Genomic DNA, 15247 nt, shown 5'->3' on the forward strand with positions numbered 1-15247 from the left:
GTCAAGTAGCGAATTCAACACCCGTCTTATGGCGCAACTCATCCAGCGCCACACCCTCGGCCGCCTCCACCAGCACCAAGCCATCCGTTGTGACATCGAACACCGCCAGATCGGTAATGATGCGGTCCACCACGCCGACGCCGGTCAGCGGCAGGTCGCATTCGCGCAAGATCTTGTGGCTTCCATCCTTGGCGACGTGCCCCATCAACACCACCACGCGCTTGACGCCGGCCACCAGATCCATTGCGCCGCCCATGCCCTTGACCATCTTGCCGGGCACCATCCAGTTGGCCAGGTCGCCACGCTCGGTGACCTGCATCGCGCCGAGAATCGCCAGGTCGATGTGGCCGCCACGGATCATCGCGAACGAATCGTGGCTCCCGAAATAGCTGGCACCGGCGCGGGCGGTCACGGTCTGCTTGCCTGCATTGATCAGGTCCGCGTCCACTTCGTCTTCGGTCGGAAACGGGCCGATGCCAAGCAGGCCATTTTCCGACTGCAGCCACACATCGACGCCGTCGGGGATGTGGTTGGCGACCAGCGTCGGCAAGCCGATGCCCAGGTTGACGTAGGCGCCATCGGTCAGTTCGCGTGCCGCGCGTGCGGCCATCTGGTCTCTGGTCCAGGCCATCACTGCTGTCCTTCGCGCACGGTGCGCTGTTCGATGCGTTTTTCCGGCGTGGCGTTGAGCACCAGGCGGTCCACGTAAATGCCGGGCAGATGCACCTGATCCGGATCGATGACGCCCAGCTCCACGATGTCCTCGACCTCGGCGATGCACACGCGTCCGGCCATGGCGCAGGCGGGATTGAAATTGCGCGCGGTCTTGCGGAATACCAGGTTGCCAGCGGTATCGGCGCGCCATGCCTTGACCAGCGCCACGTCGGCCTGCAACGCGGTTTCCAGCACGTAATGCTTGCCGTCGAATTCGCGCGTTTCCTTGCCCTCGGCCACGATCGTGCCGTAGCCGGTGGCGGTGTAAAACGCAGGAATGCCCGCGCCACCGGCGCGCAAACGCTCGGCCAGGGTGCCTTGCGGATTGAACTCCAGCTCGAGTTCGCCCGCCAGGTATTGGCGTTCGAATTCCTTGTTTTCGCCCACGTAGGACGAAATCATCTTGCGGATCTGCCGGGTGGCCAATAATTGACCAAGCCCGAATCCGTCGACGCCAGCGTTGTTGGAGATCACGGTCAACCCGCCGACCCCACTGTCGCGCACGGCTGCAATCAATGCCTCCGGGATTCCACACAACCCAAAGCCGCCCACCGCCAGGGTCTGACCATTGGCCAGTACCCCGCCCAGTGCTGCCTTGGCATCGGCATAGCGTTTGCCGCTTGCCGCACCACGTCCTTCGCTGCGCATCACCGCCCTCACCTCGCTGATGTGAAGCGCCCATTCTATCCGCTGACTGTTCCCTGTCCCCGGTCGCAATTCCGCCACACCCAAGACACAGCGCAGCCGCTAAACTCGGGCGTCCCCCACTTCAGGATTTGCCCATGACGCTACCCGCCTTCAAGGCCTACGACATTCGCGGCCGTGTGCCGGATGAACTCAACGAGGACTTGGCCCGCCGCATCGGCGTGGCGCTGGCGGCGCAGCTGGATCAAGGGCCGGTGGTCCTGGGCCATGACGTGCGCCTGGCCAGCCCGGCGCTGCAGGAAGCGCTGTCGGCCGGCCTGCGCGCCAGTGGCCGTGACGTGATCGACATCGGCCTGTGCGGCACCGAGGAAGTCTATTTCCAGACCGATTACCTCAAGGCCGCCGGCGGCGTGATGGTGACCGCCAGTCACAACCCGATGGACTACAACGGGATGAAGCTGGTCCGCGAGCAAGCGCGACCGATCAGCTCGGACACCGGACTATTCGCCATCCGCGACACGGTCGCGGCCGATACCGCAGCGCCAGGCGAGCCCACCGCCAGTGAGCAGAGCCGCACCGACAAGACCGCGTATCTGGAGCACCTGCTCAGCTACGTGGACCGCAGCACGCTCAAGCCGCTCAAGCTGGTGGTCAATGCCGGCAACGGCGGCGCCGGTCTGATCGTCGACCTGCTTGCGCCGCATCTGCCTTTCGAGTTCGTGCGCGTGTTTCATGAGCCCGATGGCAATTTCCCCAACGGCATCCCCAACCCGTTGCTGCCGGAAAACCGCGACGCCACCGCCAAGGCCGTCAAGGACAATGGCGCCGATTTCGGTATTGCGTGGGACGGCGACTTCGATCGCTGTTTCTTCTTCGATCACACCGGCCGCTTCATCGAAGGCTATTACCTGGTTGGCCTTCTGGCACAAGCCATCCTTGCCAAACAGCCGGGCGGCAAGGTCGTACACGACCCGCGCCTGACCTGGAACACGGTCGAGCAGGTCGAAGAAGCCGGCGGCATTCCGGTGCTGTGCAAGAGCGGCCACGCCTTCATCAAGGAAAAGATGCGCAGCGAAAATGCCGTCTACGGCGGCGAGATGAGCGCACACCACTATTTCCGCGAGTTCGCCTATGCAGACTCCGGCATGATTCCGTGGCTGCTGATCGCCGAGCTGGTGTCGCAGTCGGGCCGTTCGCTGGCCGATCTGGTCGAAGCGCGCATGCAGAAATTCCCCTGCAGCGGCGAGATCAACTTCAAGGTGGCCGATGCCAAGGCCTCCGTTGCCCGCGTGATGGAGCACTACGCCTCGCTGTCGCCGGAGTTGGACTACACCGACGGCATCAGCGCCGATTTTGGCCAATGGCGTTTCAACCTGCGTAGCTCCAACACCGAGCCGCTGCTGCGCCTGAACGTGGAAACGCGCGGCGATGCCGCACTGCTGGAAACGCGTACGCAGGAAATTTCTAACCTGCTGCGCGGCTGATTGACCCCTCTCCCACCCATAGACGCACTTTGGAGTTTCCCCCGCCCATGAGCGACGTCCTACCCATTATCTTGTCCGGCGGCTCCGGCACGCGCCTGTGGCCGCTGTCGCGCGAGTCCTATCCCAAGCAGTTCCTGCCGCTGGTCGGCGACAAGAGCATGCTGCAGTCCACCTGGCTGCGCGCGGCTCCCGTCGCGGGCCACGCCCCCATCGTGGTCGCCAACGAAGAACACCGGTTCATGGCCGCCGAGCAACTGCAACAGTTAGGAGTGAAGCCCTCGGCCATCCTGCTGGAGCCCAAGGGACGCAACACGGCGCCGGCAATTGCCGTTGCAGCACTGGAAGCGACCCGCGATGGCGCCGATCCGCTCTTGCTGGTGCTGCCTTCCGATCACGTCATTCAAAACGAGGCTGCGTTTCAGGCAGCAGTGACCTTGGCAGCGACTGCTGCCGAACAAGGCAAGCTGGTCACCTTCGGCATCAAGCCGACTGCGCCCGAAACCGGCTATGGCTATATCAAGGCAAGCGCCGGCGCTGGTGCGAGCGCGGTCGAGCGCTTCGTCGAGAAGCCCGATCTCGCGACCGCGCAAAGCTACCTGGCAAGCGGCGAGTACTACTGGAACAGCGGCATGTTCCTGTTCCGTGCGTCGCGTTACCTGGAAGAATTGCGCAAGTTCCATCCGGCCATCGCCGATGCGTGCCAAAAGGCGTGGGAAAACGGCAAGCGCGACGCCGATTTCACTCGTCTGGACAAGGACGCCTTCGCCGCCAGCCCGTCGGATTCGATCGACTATGCCGTGATGGAAAAGACCGCCGATGCGGTCGTGGTGCCATTGGACGCGGGCTGGAACGACGTCGGTTCGTGGTCTTCGCTGCTGGATGTTTCCAACCAGGATGCGCAAGGCAACGCGCACCATGGCGACGTGATCCAGCTCGATTGCCAGAACACCTACGCGTACGGCTCGCGCCTGATCGCCATGGTGGGGCTTGAGGATGTGGTGGTCGTTGAAACGCCGGACGCCGTGCTGGTCGGCCACCGCGACCGCATTCAGGAGGTCAAGGACGTCGTCAGCCAGATCAAGACCGCTGGCCGTTCCGAGGCCACCTGGCATCGCAAGGTCTATCGTCCATGGGGCGCTTACGATTCCATCGACATGGGCCAGCGGCACCAGGTCAAGCGCATCACCGTCAAACCGGGTGCGGTGCTGAGCCTGCAGATGCATCACCACCGCGCCGAACACTGGATCGTGGTGAGTGGCACTGCCGAAGTAACGCGTGGCGAAGAAGTCCTGCTGCTGACCGAAAACCAGAGCACCTACATCCCGCTGGGCGTCACCCATCGCCTGCGCAATCCGGGCAAGCTGCCGCTGGAACTGATCGAAGTGCAGTCCGGCAGCTATCTGGGCGAAGACGATATCGTGCGCTTCGAAGACACCTACGGCCGCGCCTAATCGCGCGTCTCAACGTAGACTGCAATATCGACGGCGGCCTATGGCCGCCGTCCTGCGTTATCCATGGCCCACTTTATGGCGGCACGCTGCGCGCGCAGATCAGAGGTCGCATGCCCCCGTTGGCGATGTCGCACACAGGTGCGTGCTGGCAACGCAGCTGCATCGCTCGCAGTTCGACACCGCTGTAGCTGCGTGAGGCGGCAAATAGCGCCGCAGCGCCGTGAGCTGGGTGACCTGGCGGGTGGCACCACCCGCCAGGACTGAGCGCCGGTCTGGCTCAGTTGTCGCCGAACAGGTCGCGCGTATACACCTTGTCCTGCACGTCCTGCAGCGCCTCGGCCATGCGGTTGCTGATGATGACGTCGGCCTCGCGCTTGAAGGCCTGCAGGTCGTTGACCACGCGCGAGCGGAAGAACTCAGGATCTTTCAAGGTCGGCTCGTACACGATGACGTCCACGCCCTTGGCCTTGAGGCGCTTCATCACCCCCTGGATGCTGGACGAACGGAAATTGTCGGACCCGGCCTTCATGATCAGCCGATAGATGCCGACCACCTTGGGATTGCGTCGCAGCACGTCGGCGGCGATGAAGTCCTTGCGGGTCGTGTTGGAATCGACGATCGCCCGGATGATGGTCTGCGGCACGCTCTGGTAGTTGGCCAACAGCTGCTTGGTGTCCTTAGGCAGGCAGTAACCGCCATAGCCGAAGGACGGGTTGTTGTAGTGGCTGCCGATACGCGGATCCAGGCAAATGCCCTCGATGATCTGGCGGCTGTCCAACCCATGGGTGAGCGCGTAGGTGTCCAGTTCGTTGAAGTAGGACACGCGCATCGCCAGGTAGGTATTGGCGAACAGCTTGATCGCCTCGGCCTCGGTCGGCTCGGTGAACAACACCGGCACGTCGGGCTTGAGCGCGCCTTGCTGCAACAGCCGCGCGAAGGTCTCCGCGCGCGCCGAACGTTCGCCGACGATGATCCGGGACGGGTACAGGTTGTCGTACAACGCCCGGCCTTCGCGCAGGAATTCCGGCGAGAAGATGATGTTGTCGGTCCCGAACTGCGCGCGCACCTTGGCGACGTAGCCGACCGGAATGGTGGATTTGATCACCATGGTCGCCTGCGGATTGATCTCCAGCACCTTGGCGATCACGACCTCGATCGACCCGGTGTTGAAATAGTTGGTGTCCGGATCGTAGTCAGTGGGTGTGGCGATGATCACGAACTCCGCGCCGGCAAACGCCTCGTTGGCGTCCAGGGTGGCCTTGAAGTTCAGGCCACCCTGGGCCAGCGCGGCCTCGAGTTCCTTGTCGACGATCGGCGAGCGGCCTTCGTTGAGCAACTTGACCTTGGACTCGACGATGTCCAGCGCCACCACTTCATGGTGCCTGGCGAGCAACACGCCATTGGACAGACCGACATAGCCGGTACCCGCGACAGCGATCTTCATTGGAATTCCTTGCGACATTGGATGGGGGAGGATGTAGCGCGCTGCATGCAGGCCATGGCGTGATGACGGTGCGGCCGAGCCCGCAATGGGGCTGGCGCGCCCGCTGGGGGACACGCGAAAACCTGCACGGTGCCGACCGATGCGATACAGCGCACACCTGCATGCATCCAGCGGATGCGTCGTGCGTTGCATCCGCTTCAGCGGCACATCCACGTCGGCCGCGACCTGCGCGAGCAGCTCGCCGGTACGGCGCGGATCAGCCCTGATGGTAGCCGAAGCGAAGTGCAAGCTATGAGTCGGTGCTGAAGCCGCACCGATCGATGGCAGCACCGACAAGGCTCACCGTTGGGCGAGCGTGTCCAGCACCTGGCTCAGTCCATCCTGCCAGTCCGGCAGGCGGACGCCGAAGGTGTCCTGCAGGCTGTGGGTATCCAGTCGCGAATAGGCCGGGCGCGTGGCCGGCGTGGGATAGTCGGCGGTGCCGATCGCCTCCACGCGCGGCGTGCGGGCGAGCAGGCCGCGCGCGCGCGCCTGCGCGAAGATGGCTTCGGCGAAACCGTGCCAGGTGGTCTGCCCGGCGGCAGTCAGATGCCACAAGCCGGAGGGTTCGCCCGGCTGGCGGAGCGCGTGCGCCGTGATGTCGGCGATTAACGCCGCTGGCGTTGGCGTGCCGATCTGGTCGGCGACCACGCGCAGCACATCGCGCTCGGCGCCCACGCGCAGCATCGTGCGCAGGAAATTGTGTCCATGCGCCGCGTAGACCCAGGCAGTGCGGAAGATCAGATGACGGCCGCCGGCCGCCTGCACTGCCTGCTCGCCCGCCAGTTTGCTTTGCCCGTACACGCCGAGCGGCGCGGTGGCATCGTCCGGCCGATAGGGGCGCGTGCCCTGCCCATCGAAGACATAGTCGGTCGAGTAATGGACCAGGGGCACATCGGCGCGCGCGCACCATTGCGCTATCACGCCAGGCGCTTCGGCATTGGCGCGGAAGGCCGCATCACGCTCCTGCTCGGCACGATCGACGGCCGTGTAGGCGGCTGCGTTGACGACGCAACTTGGCTGCAAGCGATCCAGCAATTCGCTCAGGCGATGCGGTGCGTCAAAGTCGGCTACCTCACACGCTGCACCATCCGGCAACCGACCACTGCGGGTGCTACCCAGGATCGGGCCATTGGCTGCCAATGCCCGCAGCAATTCCGTGCCGACCTGTCCATTGGCTCCCAGTACCAGCGTGGTCATGGCGTATACACCGGCAGGCGTTCGGCCGGCACATCGCCCAGGAACGGCGCGGCGGAGTCCTTTGCAGACAACAACGGGTTGCTGATCGGCCAATCGATGCCAATTGCCGCATCATCCCAGCGCACGCCGGCATCGGCCTCCTTCACGTAAACGTCGGTGCATAGGTAGCTGAACACTGCTCGCTCCGACAGCACTGCAAAGCCGTGCGCAAATCCTTCTGGAATCCAGAATTGCTTTTTGTTTTCCGCGCTCAACACCACGGCTGCCCATTGCCCGAAGTTGGGCGAGCCATGGCGGACATCGACAGCCACATCGTAGACCTCACCCTCAAGCACGCTGACCAGCTTGCCCTGGGGACGCGGCCACTGGTAATGCAAACCGCGCAGCACGCCCTTGGCCGACGTGGACACGTTGCTTTGCACGAATTTCGTCGGCAGACCATGCTGGCCGAAGCGCTCCGCATTCCACGTTTCAAAGAAATATCCGCGCTCATCGCCGAACACTGCCGGCTCGATGACCACACAACCTGGTAAACGGGTTTCGACGATTTTCACGGTACTACTCCTCGCACAGCCAATTCGTGCAGATACTTGCCATAGTCGTTTTTCAGCAATGGGGCGGCCAGCCGTTCCAGTTGTTCCGCATCGATCCAGCCCTGACCGAACGCAATTTCTTCGGGGCAGCACACCTGCAGGCCCTGACGCATCTGGATGGTCTCGATGAAATTGGCCGCTTCATGCAACGACTGGTGCGTTCCGGTATCCAGCCATGCATACCCGCGCCCCAGCGGCTCAAGATGCAGCTCACCAGCATCGAGATAGCAGCGATTGAGATCGGTAATCTCCAGCTCGCCACGCGGAGAAGGTTTCAAGGCAGCCGCATAATCGCTGGCTTTTCCATCGTAGAAGTACAGGCCGGTGACCGCATAGTTGGAGCGGGGCTTTGCAGGCTTTTCGGCAATATCGATGACCTTGCCCTGCTGATCGAATTCGGCCACGCCATAGCGCTCAGGATCGTTGACCCAGTAACCGAAGACGGTGGCGCCCTGCTCACGCGCATCGGCGCGCCGCAAGGTGTCGGTCAGGCCATGCCCATGGAAAATATTGTCGCCCAACACCAGGCAACTCGGCTTGCCGTCGACGAACTCGCGCCCGATCAGATAGGCCTGCGCCAACCCATCCGGGCTGGGCTGCACGGCGTATTGAATGTTGACTCCCCACTGCGAGCCATCGCCCAACAGCGACTGGAACAGCGCCTGCTCGTGCGGCGTGTTGATGATCAGGATGTCGCGAATCCCCGCGAGCATCAGCACGCTCAGCGGATAATAGATCATCGGCTTGTCGTACACCGGCAGCAGCTGCTTGCTGACGCCCTTGGTGATCGGGTACAGGCGCGTGCCCGAGCCGCCCGCCAGAATGATGCCTTTACGTTGTGTCATCAGGTATGTCCTGTTGGAGGCCCGCACACGCATGCATGCGCGGGCTCTTGCTAATGGCTCGCGTTAGGCCGCGGCGCCGATCCGTTCCAGCCGATAGCTGCCATCCAGCACGCCCTGCACCCAGGCCTGGTTGGTCAGGTACCACTCCACCGTCTGCGCGATACCTTGCTCGAAGGTATACGCCGGCTCCCAGCCCAGGTCGTTCTTCAACTTGGAGGCATCGATCGCGTAGCGACGGTCGTGTCCGGGGCGGTCGGTGACATGGGTGATCTGGCTCGCGCGCGGCTTGCCGTCTTCACGCGGGCGATGCTGATCCAGCAGCGCACAGATCGCCTGCACGACCTCGATGTTCTGGCGCTCGGAGTTGCCGCCCACGTTGTAGGTCTCGCCGACCTTGCCCTTGGCCAGCACGGTGCGGATCGCTTCGCAGTGATCGCTGACGAACAGCCAGTCGCGTACCTGCTTGCCATCGCCGTAGACCGGCAGTGGCTCGCCAGCGAGCGCTTTGGCGATTACCAGCGGAATGAGCTTTTCTGGAAAGTGGTACGGGCCATAATTGTTCGAACAATTGGTGGTCAGCACCGGCAGACCGTAGGTGTGGTGGAACGCACGTACCAGGTGATCGGAAGCGGCTTTCGACGCGGAGTACGGCGAGTTGGGCGCGTACGGCGTGGTTTCGGTGAACTTGCCGGTCTCGCCCAACGTGCCGTAGACCTCATCGGTGGACACGTGCAGAAACCGGAACGCATCCTGGCGCTCCTTCGGCAGCGCCTTCCAGTGGTCACGGACCGCTTCAAGCAGGGCCAGGGTCCCGACCACATTGGTCTGGATGAACGCGCCCGGGCCTTCGATCGAGCGATCCACATGGCTCTCGGCTGCGAAATTCAGCACTGCATCGGGCTGGTGTTCGTGCAGCAGACTGGCGACTAACGCGCGGTCGCCAATGTCGCCCTTGACGAAGACATGGTCCGGGTTGCCCTCCAGGGGAGCCAATGTGTTCAGATTTCCCGCATAGGTCAGCGCGTCAAGATTGACCACACGCACTCCGCGAGCCACTGCTTCAAGAACAAAGTTGCCACCGATGAAGCCGGCACCGCCGGTTACTAGCCAAATTGCCACTGCCGATCTCCTTGTCGCGCGCGAACCGCGCTGCGTGTTCAAACGACACAGGATATACGGTCCAGACAGGTATGGAGGCTAAGTGGTCGCAGCAACCCGTACTTAAGTGCTGCACCGCATCATCCATACGCCATCGCATGGTTCGCTTCACCCGGTTAGAATGACTCCACTCCCGTGCCTGCCGCCGCGGCCGGGCCTTCCCGCAATCGCTGAAGGATCTCGTACACGATGAAAATCCTCGTCGCCTACAAGCGCGTGGTGGACTACAACGTCCGCATTCAGGTCAAGCCGGATGGCTCCGGCGTGGTGACCGAGGGCGTCAAGCTCTCGCCCAACCCGTTCGACGAAATCGCCCTGGAAGAAGCATTGCGCCTGCGCGATGCCGGCATCGCCACGGAAGTCGTGGTCGCCACCCTGGCGCCGGCCGATGCGGCTGCGCACTTGCGCAACGGCCTGGCCATGGGCGCCAATCGCGCAATCCATGTGGTGACCGATGCGGCTGTTCAGCCCCTGACCGCCGCACGCGCGCTGCTCAAATTGGTCGAGAAGGAACAGCCGGATCTGGTCATCCTCGGCAAGCAGGCGATCGACGACGACGCCAATCAGACCGGCCAGATGCTCGCCACACTCTGGGGCCGCCCGCAGGCCACCTTCGCCGGCAAGCTCGTCGTTGCCGATGGCAAAGCCACGGTCACGCGCGAGGTCGACGCCGGCCTGGAGACGCTGGAAGTGGACCTGCCGGCGGTGATCACCACCGATCTGCGCCTGAACGAGCCGCGCTTCATCAAGCTGCCGGACATCATGAAGGCCAAGAGCAAGCCATTGGAAACGCTGGCGTTTGCCGACCTGGGTATCGACGCGCATGACAGCCTGACCACCACCCACTACGCCGCGCCGTCCAAGCGCAGCCGCGGCGTGATGGTCAAGGACGCCGCCGAGCTGGTGGCCGCACTCAAGCAGAAGGGGTTGCTGTAATGGCCAAGGTTCTCGTTGTTGCCGAACATCTCGACGGTCAGCTCAATGCGGCCACCGCCAAGACGCTGAGCGCTGCGCTGGCGATCTCGGCCGAATCCATCGATGTGGTTGTGCTGGCAGCGGACCCGGCAGCGGTTGCAGCGCAGGCCGCGCAATTGGCCGGCGTTGCCCGAGTGCTGACGGTGGCGAACCCCGCAAACGAACATGCCATCGCGCAGGTGCTGGGGCCGCAGATCGCCCAGCTTGCCGGCCAGGGCTATACGCATGTCTTCGGCCCCTCCACCACCTTCGGCAAGGACCTGATGCCGGTCGTGGCTGCGCTGCTGGGCGTCAACCAGATCTCCGATCTGATGTCGGTCGAAGACGCTTACACTTTCAAGCGTCCGATCTACGCAGGCAACGCCATCATCACCGTCAAGGCGCCGGCCGACCAGATCGTGGTCGCGACGGTGCGCAGCGCCTCGTGGCCGGAAGCGGCGGCCGGCGGAAGCGCCGCTGTCGAGTCCGTGACCGTCGATGCGACGCTGCCGACCCATACCCGCTTCATCGGGCTGGCCGCAGGCACCTCTGATCGCCCCGACTTGCAGAGCGCCAAACGCGTGGTCTCCGGTGGTCGCGGCGTCGGCTCGGCCGAGAACTTCCAGCACATCTACAGCCTGGCCGACAAACTCGGTGCCGCCGTGGGCGCCTCGCGCGCGGCAGTGGATGCCGGTTACGTGCCCAACGAGCTGCAGGTCGGCCAGACCGGCAAGATCATCGCCCCGGAGCTTTACGTGGCCATCGGCATCAGCGGCGCCATCCAGCATCTGACCGGCATCAAGGACGCCGGCACGATTGTGGCGATCAACAAGGACCCGGAGTCGCCGATCTTCGAGATTGCCGATATCGGGCTGGTGGGGGATTTGTTTGCGCTGCTGCCGGAGTTGGAGGCTGCGTTGGGCTGAGGCCCTTCTGCTGCAATGGATTCGCCTTCGTCTTCTCGGATTGACGGTGCCGCAACATCGCGGCACCGTCTGGATTATCTGGTCGGCTTCGTTGTGCTGCTATGCGGCGGCTATATCGCCGCATTGGTCTGGGTAGACCACGGGAACGGGACGTTTTCGCGGCTGAGTGACGTCTGGCACCTGATGTTGCTCGCAATCGTGCCCGTGTCGCTGACGTACCTGTCGCGGTACTGGCGATGGCAATGGCTGCTCCGTCGCAAAGGACATCGCGTACCAATGGGGCTTGGCCTGGCTGGCTATTTGGCGGGCTTCGCACTGACCGCTACGCCCGGCAAGGCAGGCGAACTGATGCGGATTCGCTACTTCGCGCGGATGGGCATTCCGGCCGAGCGCACAGTGGGCGTCTTCGTCTTCGAGCGCGCATCCGACCTGCTGGTCATCCTGTCGCTGTCCCTGCTGGCCGCATCGGTATTCCCCACCTTGGGTGCGCTAGCTGCAGTCGTGCTGGGATTTGTCTGCGCGCTGTTCGGCGCAGCCGCCTGGCCGGCGTTGTTGGACAACCTGAAAGGCGTGACCGCGCGCCTTCCCGGCCGCTGGCTGCGGCGACTGACGCATTTTTTTCTTGCGGCAGCGCTGGAATTGCGTAGCTGCCTGGATCTGCCTGCGTTCGGGCAAAGCATGCTTGCCGGGTTCATCGCCTGGGGATTGACATCGGCGGTGTTCGTGAGCCTTTGCGTCGGCATGGGCCTGCAACTGGAGCCTATTGTCGCGCTCGGTATTTACCCGCTTGCGATGCTGATCGGCGCACTGTCGTTTGTCCCCGGTGGCGTCGGCTCGACCGAACTGGCCATCGTATTGATGCTCAATCGACTCGGAATTTCTACTGCAGACGCCATTGCGGTCGCTGTCGCGGCACGCCTGGTGACGCTTTGGTACGCCATTCTCGTCGGTGCAGTGTCCATGCTTGCTGCAGAATTCGCCGTCCGCAAGAGCTCGCGGTGAACGACAGGTATAATCGGCGCCCCGCAATGGATCGCCAGGCAGTCGATGTCCGCCCCTACCAACAGCACCACCCGTCCAGTTGTGTCGGGACGCGCCTTGTGCGTGGATCTGGATGGCACGCTTTTGAATTCGGACATTCTCTATGAGTCGGTGCTGGCGTTGCTGGCGCGAAACCCACTGTACGTGTTCTTGCTGCCACTGTGGCTGTTGCGTGGCAAGGCCGCGCTGAAGCGCGAACTTGCGTCCCGCGTCGTCCTGCCTGCAGAGACCTTGCCCTACAACCACCAGGTGCTAGAGCTGTTGCGCACCACGACGCAACGCCCGCGCGCGTTGTGCACCGCCTCCGACGCACTCCTGGTGCAGCCTATTGCAGAGCACCTGGGCCTCTTCGAGCAGGTCATTGCCAGCGATGGCAAGCGCAATCTGTCCGGTCGCAACAAGGCAGAGGTGCTGGTCGACGCGTTTGGTCAGGGCAATTTCGATTACGCGGGCAACGGCAGCGTGGATTTGCACGTCTGGGACAAGGCCGGGGGCGCCTGGGTCGTCAACAACGGCACCGCACTGGCAAAGGCAGCGGCGCAACGGACGACCGTGCATGCGCATTGGCCTGCCCCGTCGCGCGCCCGCGCCTGGCTGAAGGCGTTGCGCCTGCATCAGTGGCTGAAGAATCTGCTCGTGTTCGTTCCGCTGCTGACCGCGCACCGATTCCTGGATCTGGAATCGGTCCTGCAATCCACGATTGCGCTGGTCGCATTCGGGTTATGCGCTTCCGGCGTCTATGTGCTCAATGATCTGCTGGACTTGACGCCTGACCGTCAGCATCCGCGCAAGCGCAAGCGCCCGTTTGCGGCAGGTCGCCTCCCGCTTTTGCATGGCCTGCTGGTTGCCCCTGCACTGACAGTGGCAGGTCTCCTGCTGTCGCTGGCATGCAACATTGAATTCACCCTGGTGTTGCTTGCTTACTACGTCATGACCTTGGCGTATTCGCTACGCTTGAAGCGCATTGTGATGATCGACGTGGTGCTGCTCGCAGCGCTCTACACCGTACGCATCATCGGTGGCGCCGTGGCGATCGATATCGAGCTGTCGTTCTGGCTGTTGGCATTTTCGATGTTCATGTTCCTGTCGCTCGCGCTGCTCAAGCGCTACACGGAGCTGCATGCCATGCTGAGCAGCGGCAAGACCAGGGCCAGTGGCCGAGCCTATTCGGTGGAGGACCTCTCGCTGTTGCAATCCATGGGTGCTGCCGCCGGCTACATCGCGGTGATGGTGATGGCGCTTTACATCAACAGTCCCGAGAGCGTGGAGCTATACCGCAATCCCAAGCTGCTCTGGCTGGTGTGCCCGGTGTTGCTGTATTGGGTGAGCAGGGTCTGGATCATTGCTCATCGTGGAGAAATGCATGACGACCCGATCGTATTCGCTGCCACCGACCGCGTCAGTCAGATCGTGGTGGTGCTGTGCGGGTTATTCGCCCTGAGCGCCATCTGATGGCGCCGGGGCAATCCTGGGGGCGGTATCCCAGCGCGCAGCAGACGCTGCTACCGATCAACGATCGAGCGGCGAATCTGCCCGCATTCGACGGCTTCGCGCTGCCTCGTGGTAACGGACGCAGTTATGGCGATAGTTGCCTGAATCCGGATGGCGCACTGCTGTGCGCACGCGGGCTTGATCGATTCATTACCTTTGATCCCGCCAATGGGGTCCTTCGCTGCGAAGCGGGGGTCACCCTTGCCGAGATCATCGAGCTGGTGTTGCCGCAGGGCTGGTTTCTGCCGGTGACGCCCGGCACCCGCTACGTCACCGTTGCCGGCGCCATTGCCAACGACGTGCATGGCAAGAACCACCATCGGACCGGCAATTTTGGTCACCATGTGCGCGCATTCGAGCTGCTGCGTAGCGACGGCGAGCGCAGACTGTGCACGCCGGACGACGCCGATCGCTGGTTCGCAGCTACAGTGGGGGGACTTGGGCTGACCGGCCTGATCACCTGGGCTGAAATTCAGCTGCGTCGCGTCGCCAGCTCCACGCTGGAAGCGGAAAACATCCGCTTCGGCTCGCTCGATGAGTTTTTTGCGTTGTCGGCGGCCGCGGCCGAAAGCCACGAGTACAGCGTGGCGTGGATCGATTGTCTGGCAAGCGGCAAGGCGCGCGGGCGCGGGCACTTTACCCGTGCAGATCACTGCACCGGGCTTGCGCATGAGCGACCGAAATCGCCAGGTACAGGCTTATCCATGCCTGTCACCCCGCCGATTTCGTTGGTGAACACGTTCTCCCTGCGGCCTTTCAACGCGCTTTACTACTGGCGCCAGCCGGCGCCGCGCAAACGCTTCGTCAGCCACCTTTTGCCGTTCTTTTACCCGCTGGACGGAATTCGTGACTGGAACCGCATGTACGGTCCTTCGGGCTTTCTGCAGTATCAATGCGTCTTGCCGCCCGCAACCGCGCGAGACGGAGTGGACGCACTGCTTGCAGAGATCGCGCGCAGCGGCAGCGGCTCCTTCTTGGCCGTGTTGAAGGAATTCGGCAACACACCTTCCATTGGCATGCTGTCTTTCCCGAGGCCAGGCACGACCTTGGCATTGGACTTTCCCAATACCGGTCCTGGCGTCTTCCGCCTGCTTGAGCGACTGGACCGCATCGTCGACGAGGCAGGCGGTGCTCTGTACCCTGCCAAGGACGCGCGTATGACAGCGCAGTCGTTTCAGCGTGCCTATGGCCGCTGGCGCGAGTTCGGCAGCTATCTCGATCCACGTTTTTCTTCCGGCTTCTGGCGCCGGGTCACGGAGTAG

At 63.1% G+C, this 15247-nt stretch carries 14 protein-coding genes; 7 read left to right on the top strand and 7 right to left on the bottom strand.

The features are described from left to right. Position 1 precedes the first annotated feature (1 nt). Positions 2-631: a CoA transferase subunit B gene (locus tag AMD14_RS18490; protein ID WP_015463610.1), complete on the bottom strand. Its 630-nt coding sequence runs from the start codon at positions 629-631 to the stop codon at positions 2-4. Beyond that, on the bottom strand, positions 631-1362 hold the full coding sequence (locus AMD14_RS18495; RefSeq protein ID WP_003484175.1) for a CoA transferase subunit A: 732 nt from the start codon (positions 1360-1362) through the stop codon (positions 631-633). Before AMD14_RS18495 ends, AMD14_RS18490 begins: the two co-directional genes overlap by 1 nt. A 134-nt stretch (positions 1363-1496) precedes the next feature. Here AMD14_RS18495 and AMD14_RS18500 point away from each other — a divergent pair, with 134 nt between their 5' ends. Then, positions 1497-2843: a phosphohexomutase domain-containing protein gene (locus AMD14_RS18500; RefSeq protein WP_005913455.1), complete on the top strand. Its 1347-nt coding sequence runs from the start codon at positions 1497-1499 to the stop codon at positions 2841-2843. Between the two features lie 47 nt (positions 2844-2890). After that, a complete protein-coding gene (locus AMD14_RS18505) occupies positions 2891-4294 on the top strand; it encodes a mannose-1-phosphate guanylyltransferase/mannose-6-phosphate isomerase (protein WP_011052370.1) in 1404 nt (467 codons plus the stop codon). Positions 4295-4571: 277 nt separating this feature from the next. On the opposite strand, the gene AMD14_RS18510 is transcribed toward AMD14_RS18505, so the two are convergent. The 5 genes from AMD14_RS18510 to rfbB form a co-directional block, all read right to left on the bottom strand. Continuing rightward, positions 4572-5738 carry a nucleotide sugar dehydrogenase gene (locus AMD14_RS18510; RefSeq protein WP_011052371.1) on the bottom strand — a complete coding sequence of 389 codons (1167 nt, stop codon included), beginning with the start codon at positions 5736-5738 and terminating at the stop codon, positions 4572-4574. Between the two features lie 339 nt (positions 5739-6077). After that, a complete protein-coding gene (gene rfbD, locus AMD14_RS18515) occupies positions 6078-6977 on the bottom strand; it encodes a dTDP-4-dehydrorhamnose reductase (RefSeq protein ID WP_005929612.1) in 900 nt (299 codons plus the stop codon). After that, positions 6974-7531 (bottom strand): dTDP-4-dehydrorhamnose 3,5-epimerase, encoded by a 558-nt coding sequence (gene rfbC, locus AMD14_RS18520; protein WP_011052372.1) that lies wholly within the window; start codon positions 7529-7531, stop codon positions 6974-6976. Before rfbC ends, rfbD begins: the two co-directional genes overlap by 4 nt. Further along, positions 7528-8415, bottom strand: a complete 888-nt coding sequence (gene rfbA / locus AMD14_RS18525; RefSeq protein ID WP_005929617.1) for a glucose-1-phosphate thymidylyltransferase RfbA — start codon at positions 8413-8415, stop codon at positions 7528-7530. The genes rfbC and rfbA overlap by 4 nt, the downstream gene beginning before the upstream one ends. A gap of 63 nt (positions 8416-8478) precedes the next feature. Continuing rightward, positions 8479-9534, bottom strand: a complete 1056-nt coding sequence (gene rfbB / locus AMD14_RS18530; protein WP_011052374.1) for a dTDP-glucose 4,6-dehydratase — start codon at positions 9532-9534, stop codon at positions 8479-8481. A gap of 228 nt (positions 9535-9762) precedes the next feature. On the opposite strand from rfbB, the gene AMD14_RS18535 reads away from it, so the two are divergent. The 5 genes from AMD14_RS18535 to AMD14_RS18555 all read left to right on the top strand — a co-directional run bounded on the left by AMD14_RS18535 (position 9763) and on the right by AMD14_RS18555 (position 15247). Further along, on the top strand, positions 9763-10509 hold the full coding sequence (locus tag AMD14_RS18535) for an electron transfer flavoprotein subunit beta/FixA family protein (RefSeq protein ID WP_011052375.1): 747 nt from the start codon (positions 9763-9765) through the stop codon (positions 10507-10509). Then, on the top strand, positions 10509-11453 hold the full coding sequence (locus AMD14_RS18540) for an electron transfer flavoprotein subunit alpha/FixB family protein (RefSeq protein ID WP_011052376.1): 945 nt from the start codon (positions 10509-10511) through the stop codon (positions 11451-11453). Before AMD14_RS18535 ends, AMD14_RS18540 begins: the two co-directional genes overlap by 1 nt. Positions 11454-11468: 15 nt before the next feature. Next, the gene (locus AMD14_RS18545) at positions 11469-12455 is read left to right on the top strand and encodes a lysylphosphatidylglycerol synthase transmembrane domain-containing protein (RefSeq protein ID WP_015472704.1); all 987 of its coding nucleotides are present in this window, start codon (positions 11469-11471) and stop codon (positions 12453-12455) included. A 102-nt stretch (positions 12456-12557) separates the two neighbouring features. After that, complete coding sequence (locus tag AMD14_RS18550) at positions 12558-13946, top strand: UbiA family prenyltransferase (RefSeq protein ID WP_011052378.1); 1389 nt, start codon at positions 12558-12560, stop codon at positions 13944-13946. After that, on the top strand, positions 13946-15247 hold the full coding sequence (locus tag AMD14_RS18555) for an FAD-binding oxidoreductase (protein WP_011052379.1): 1302 nt from the start codon (positions 13946-13948) through the stop codon (positions 15245-15247). Before AMD14_RS18550 ends, AMD14_RS18555 begins: the two co-directional genes overlap by 1 nt.

This window comes from Xanthomonas citri pv. citri, from assembly GCF_000961215.1.
Lineage (GTDB): Bacteria > Pseudomonadota > Gammaproteobacteria > Xanthomonadales > Xanthomonadaceae > Xanthomonas > Xanthomonas cissicola.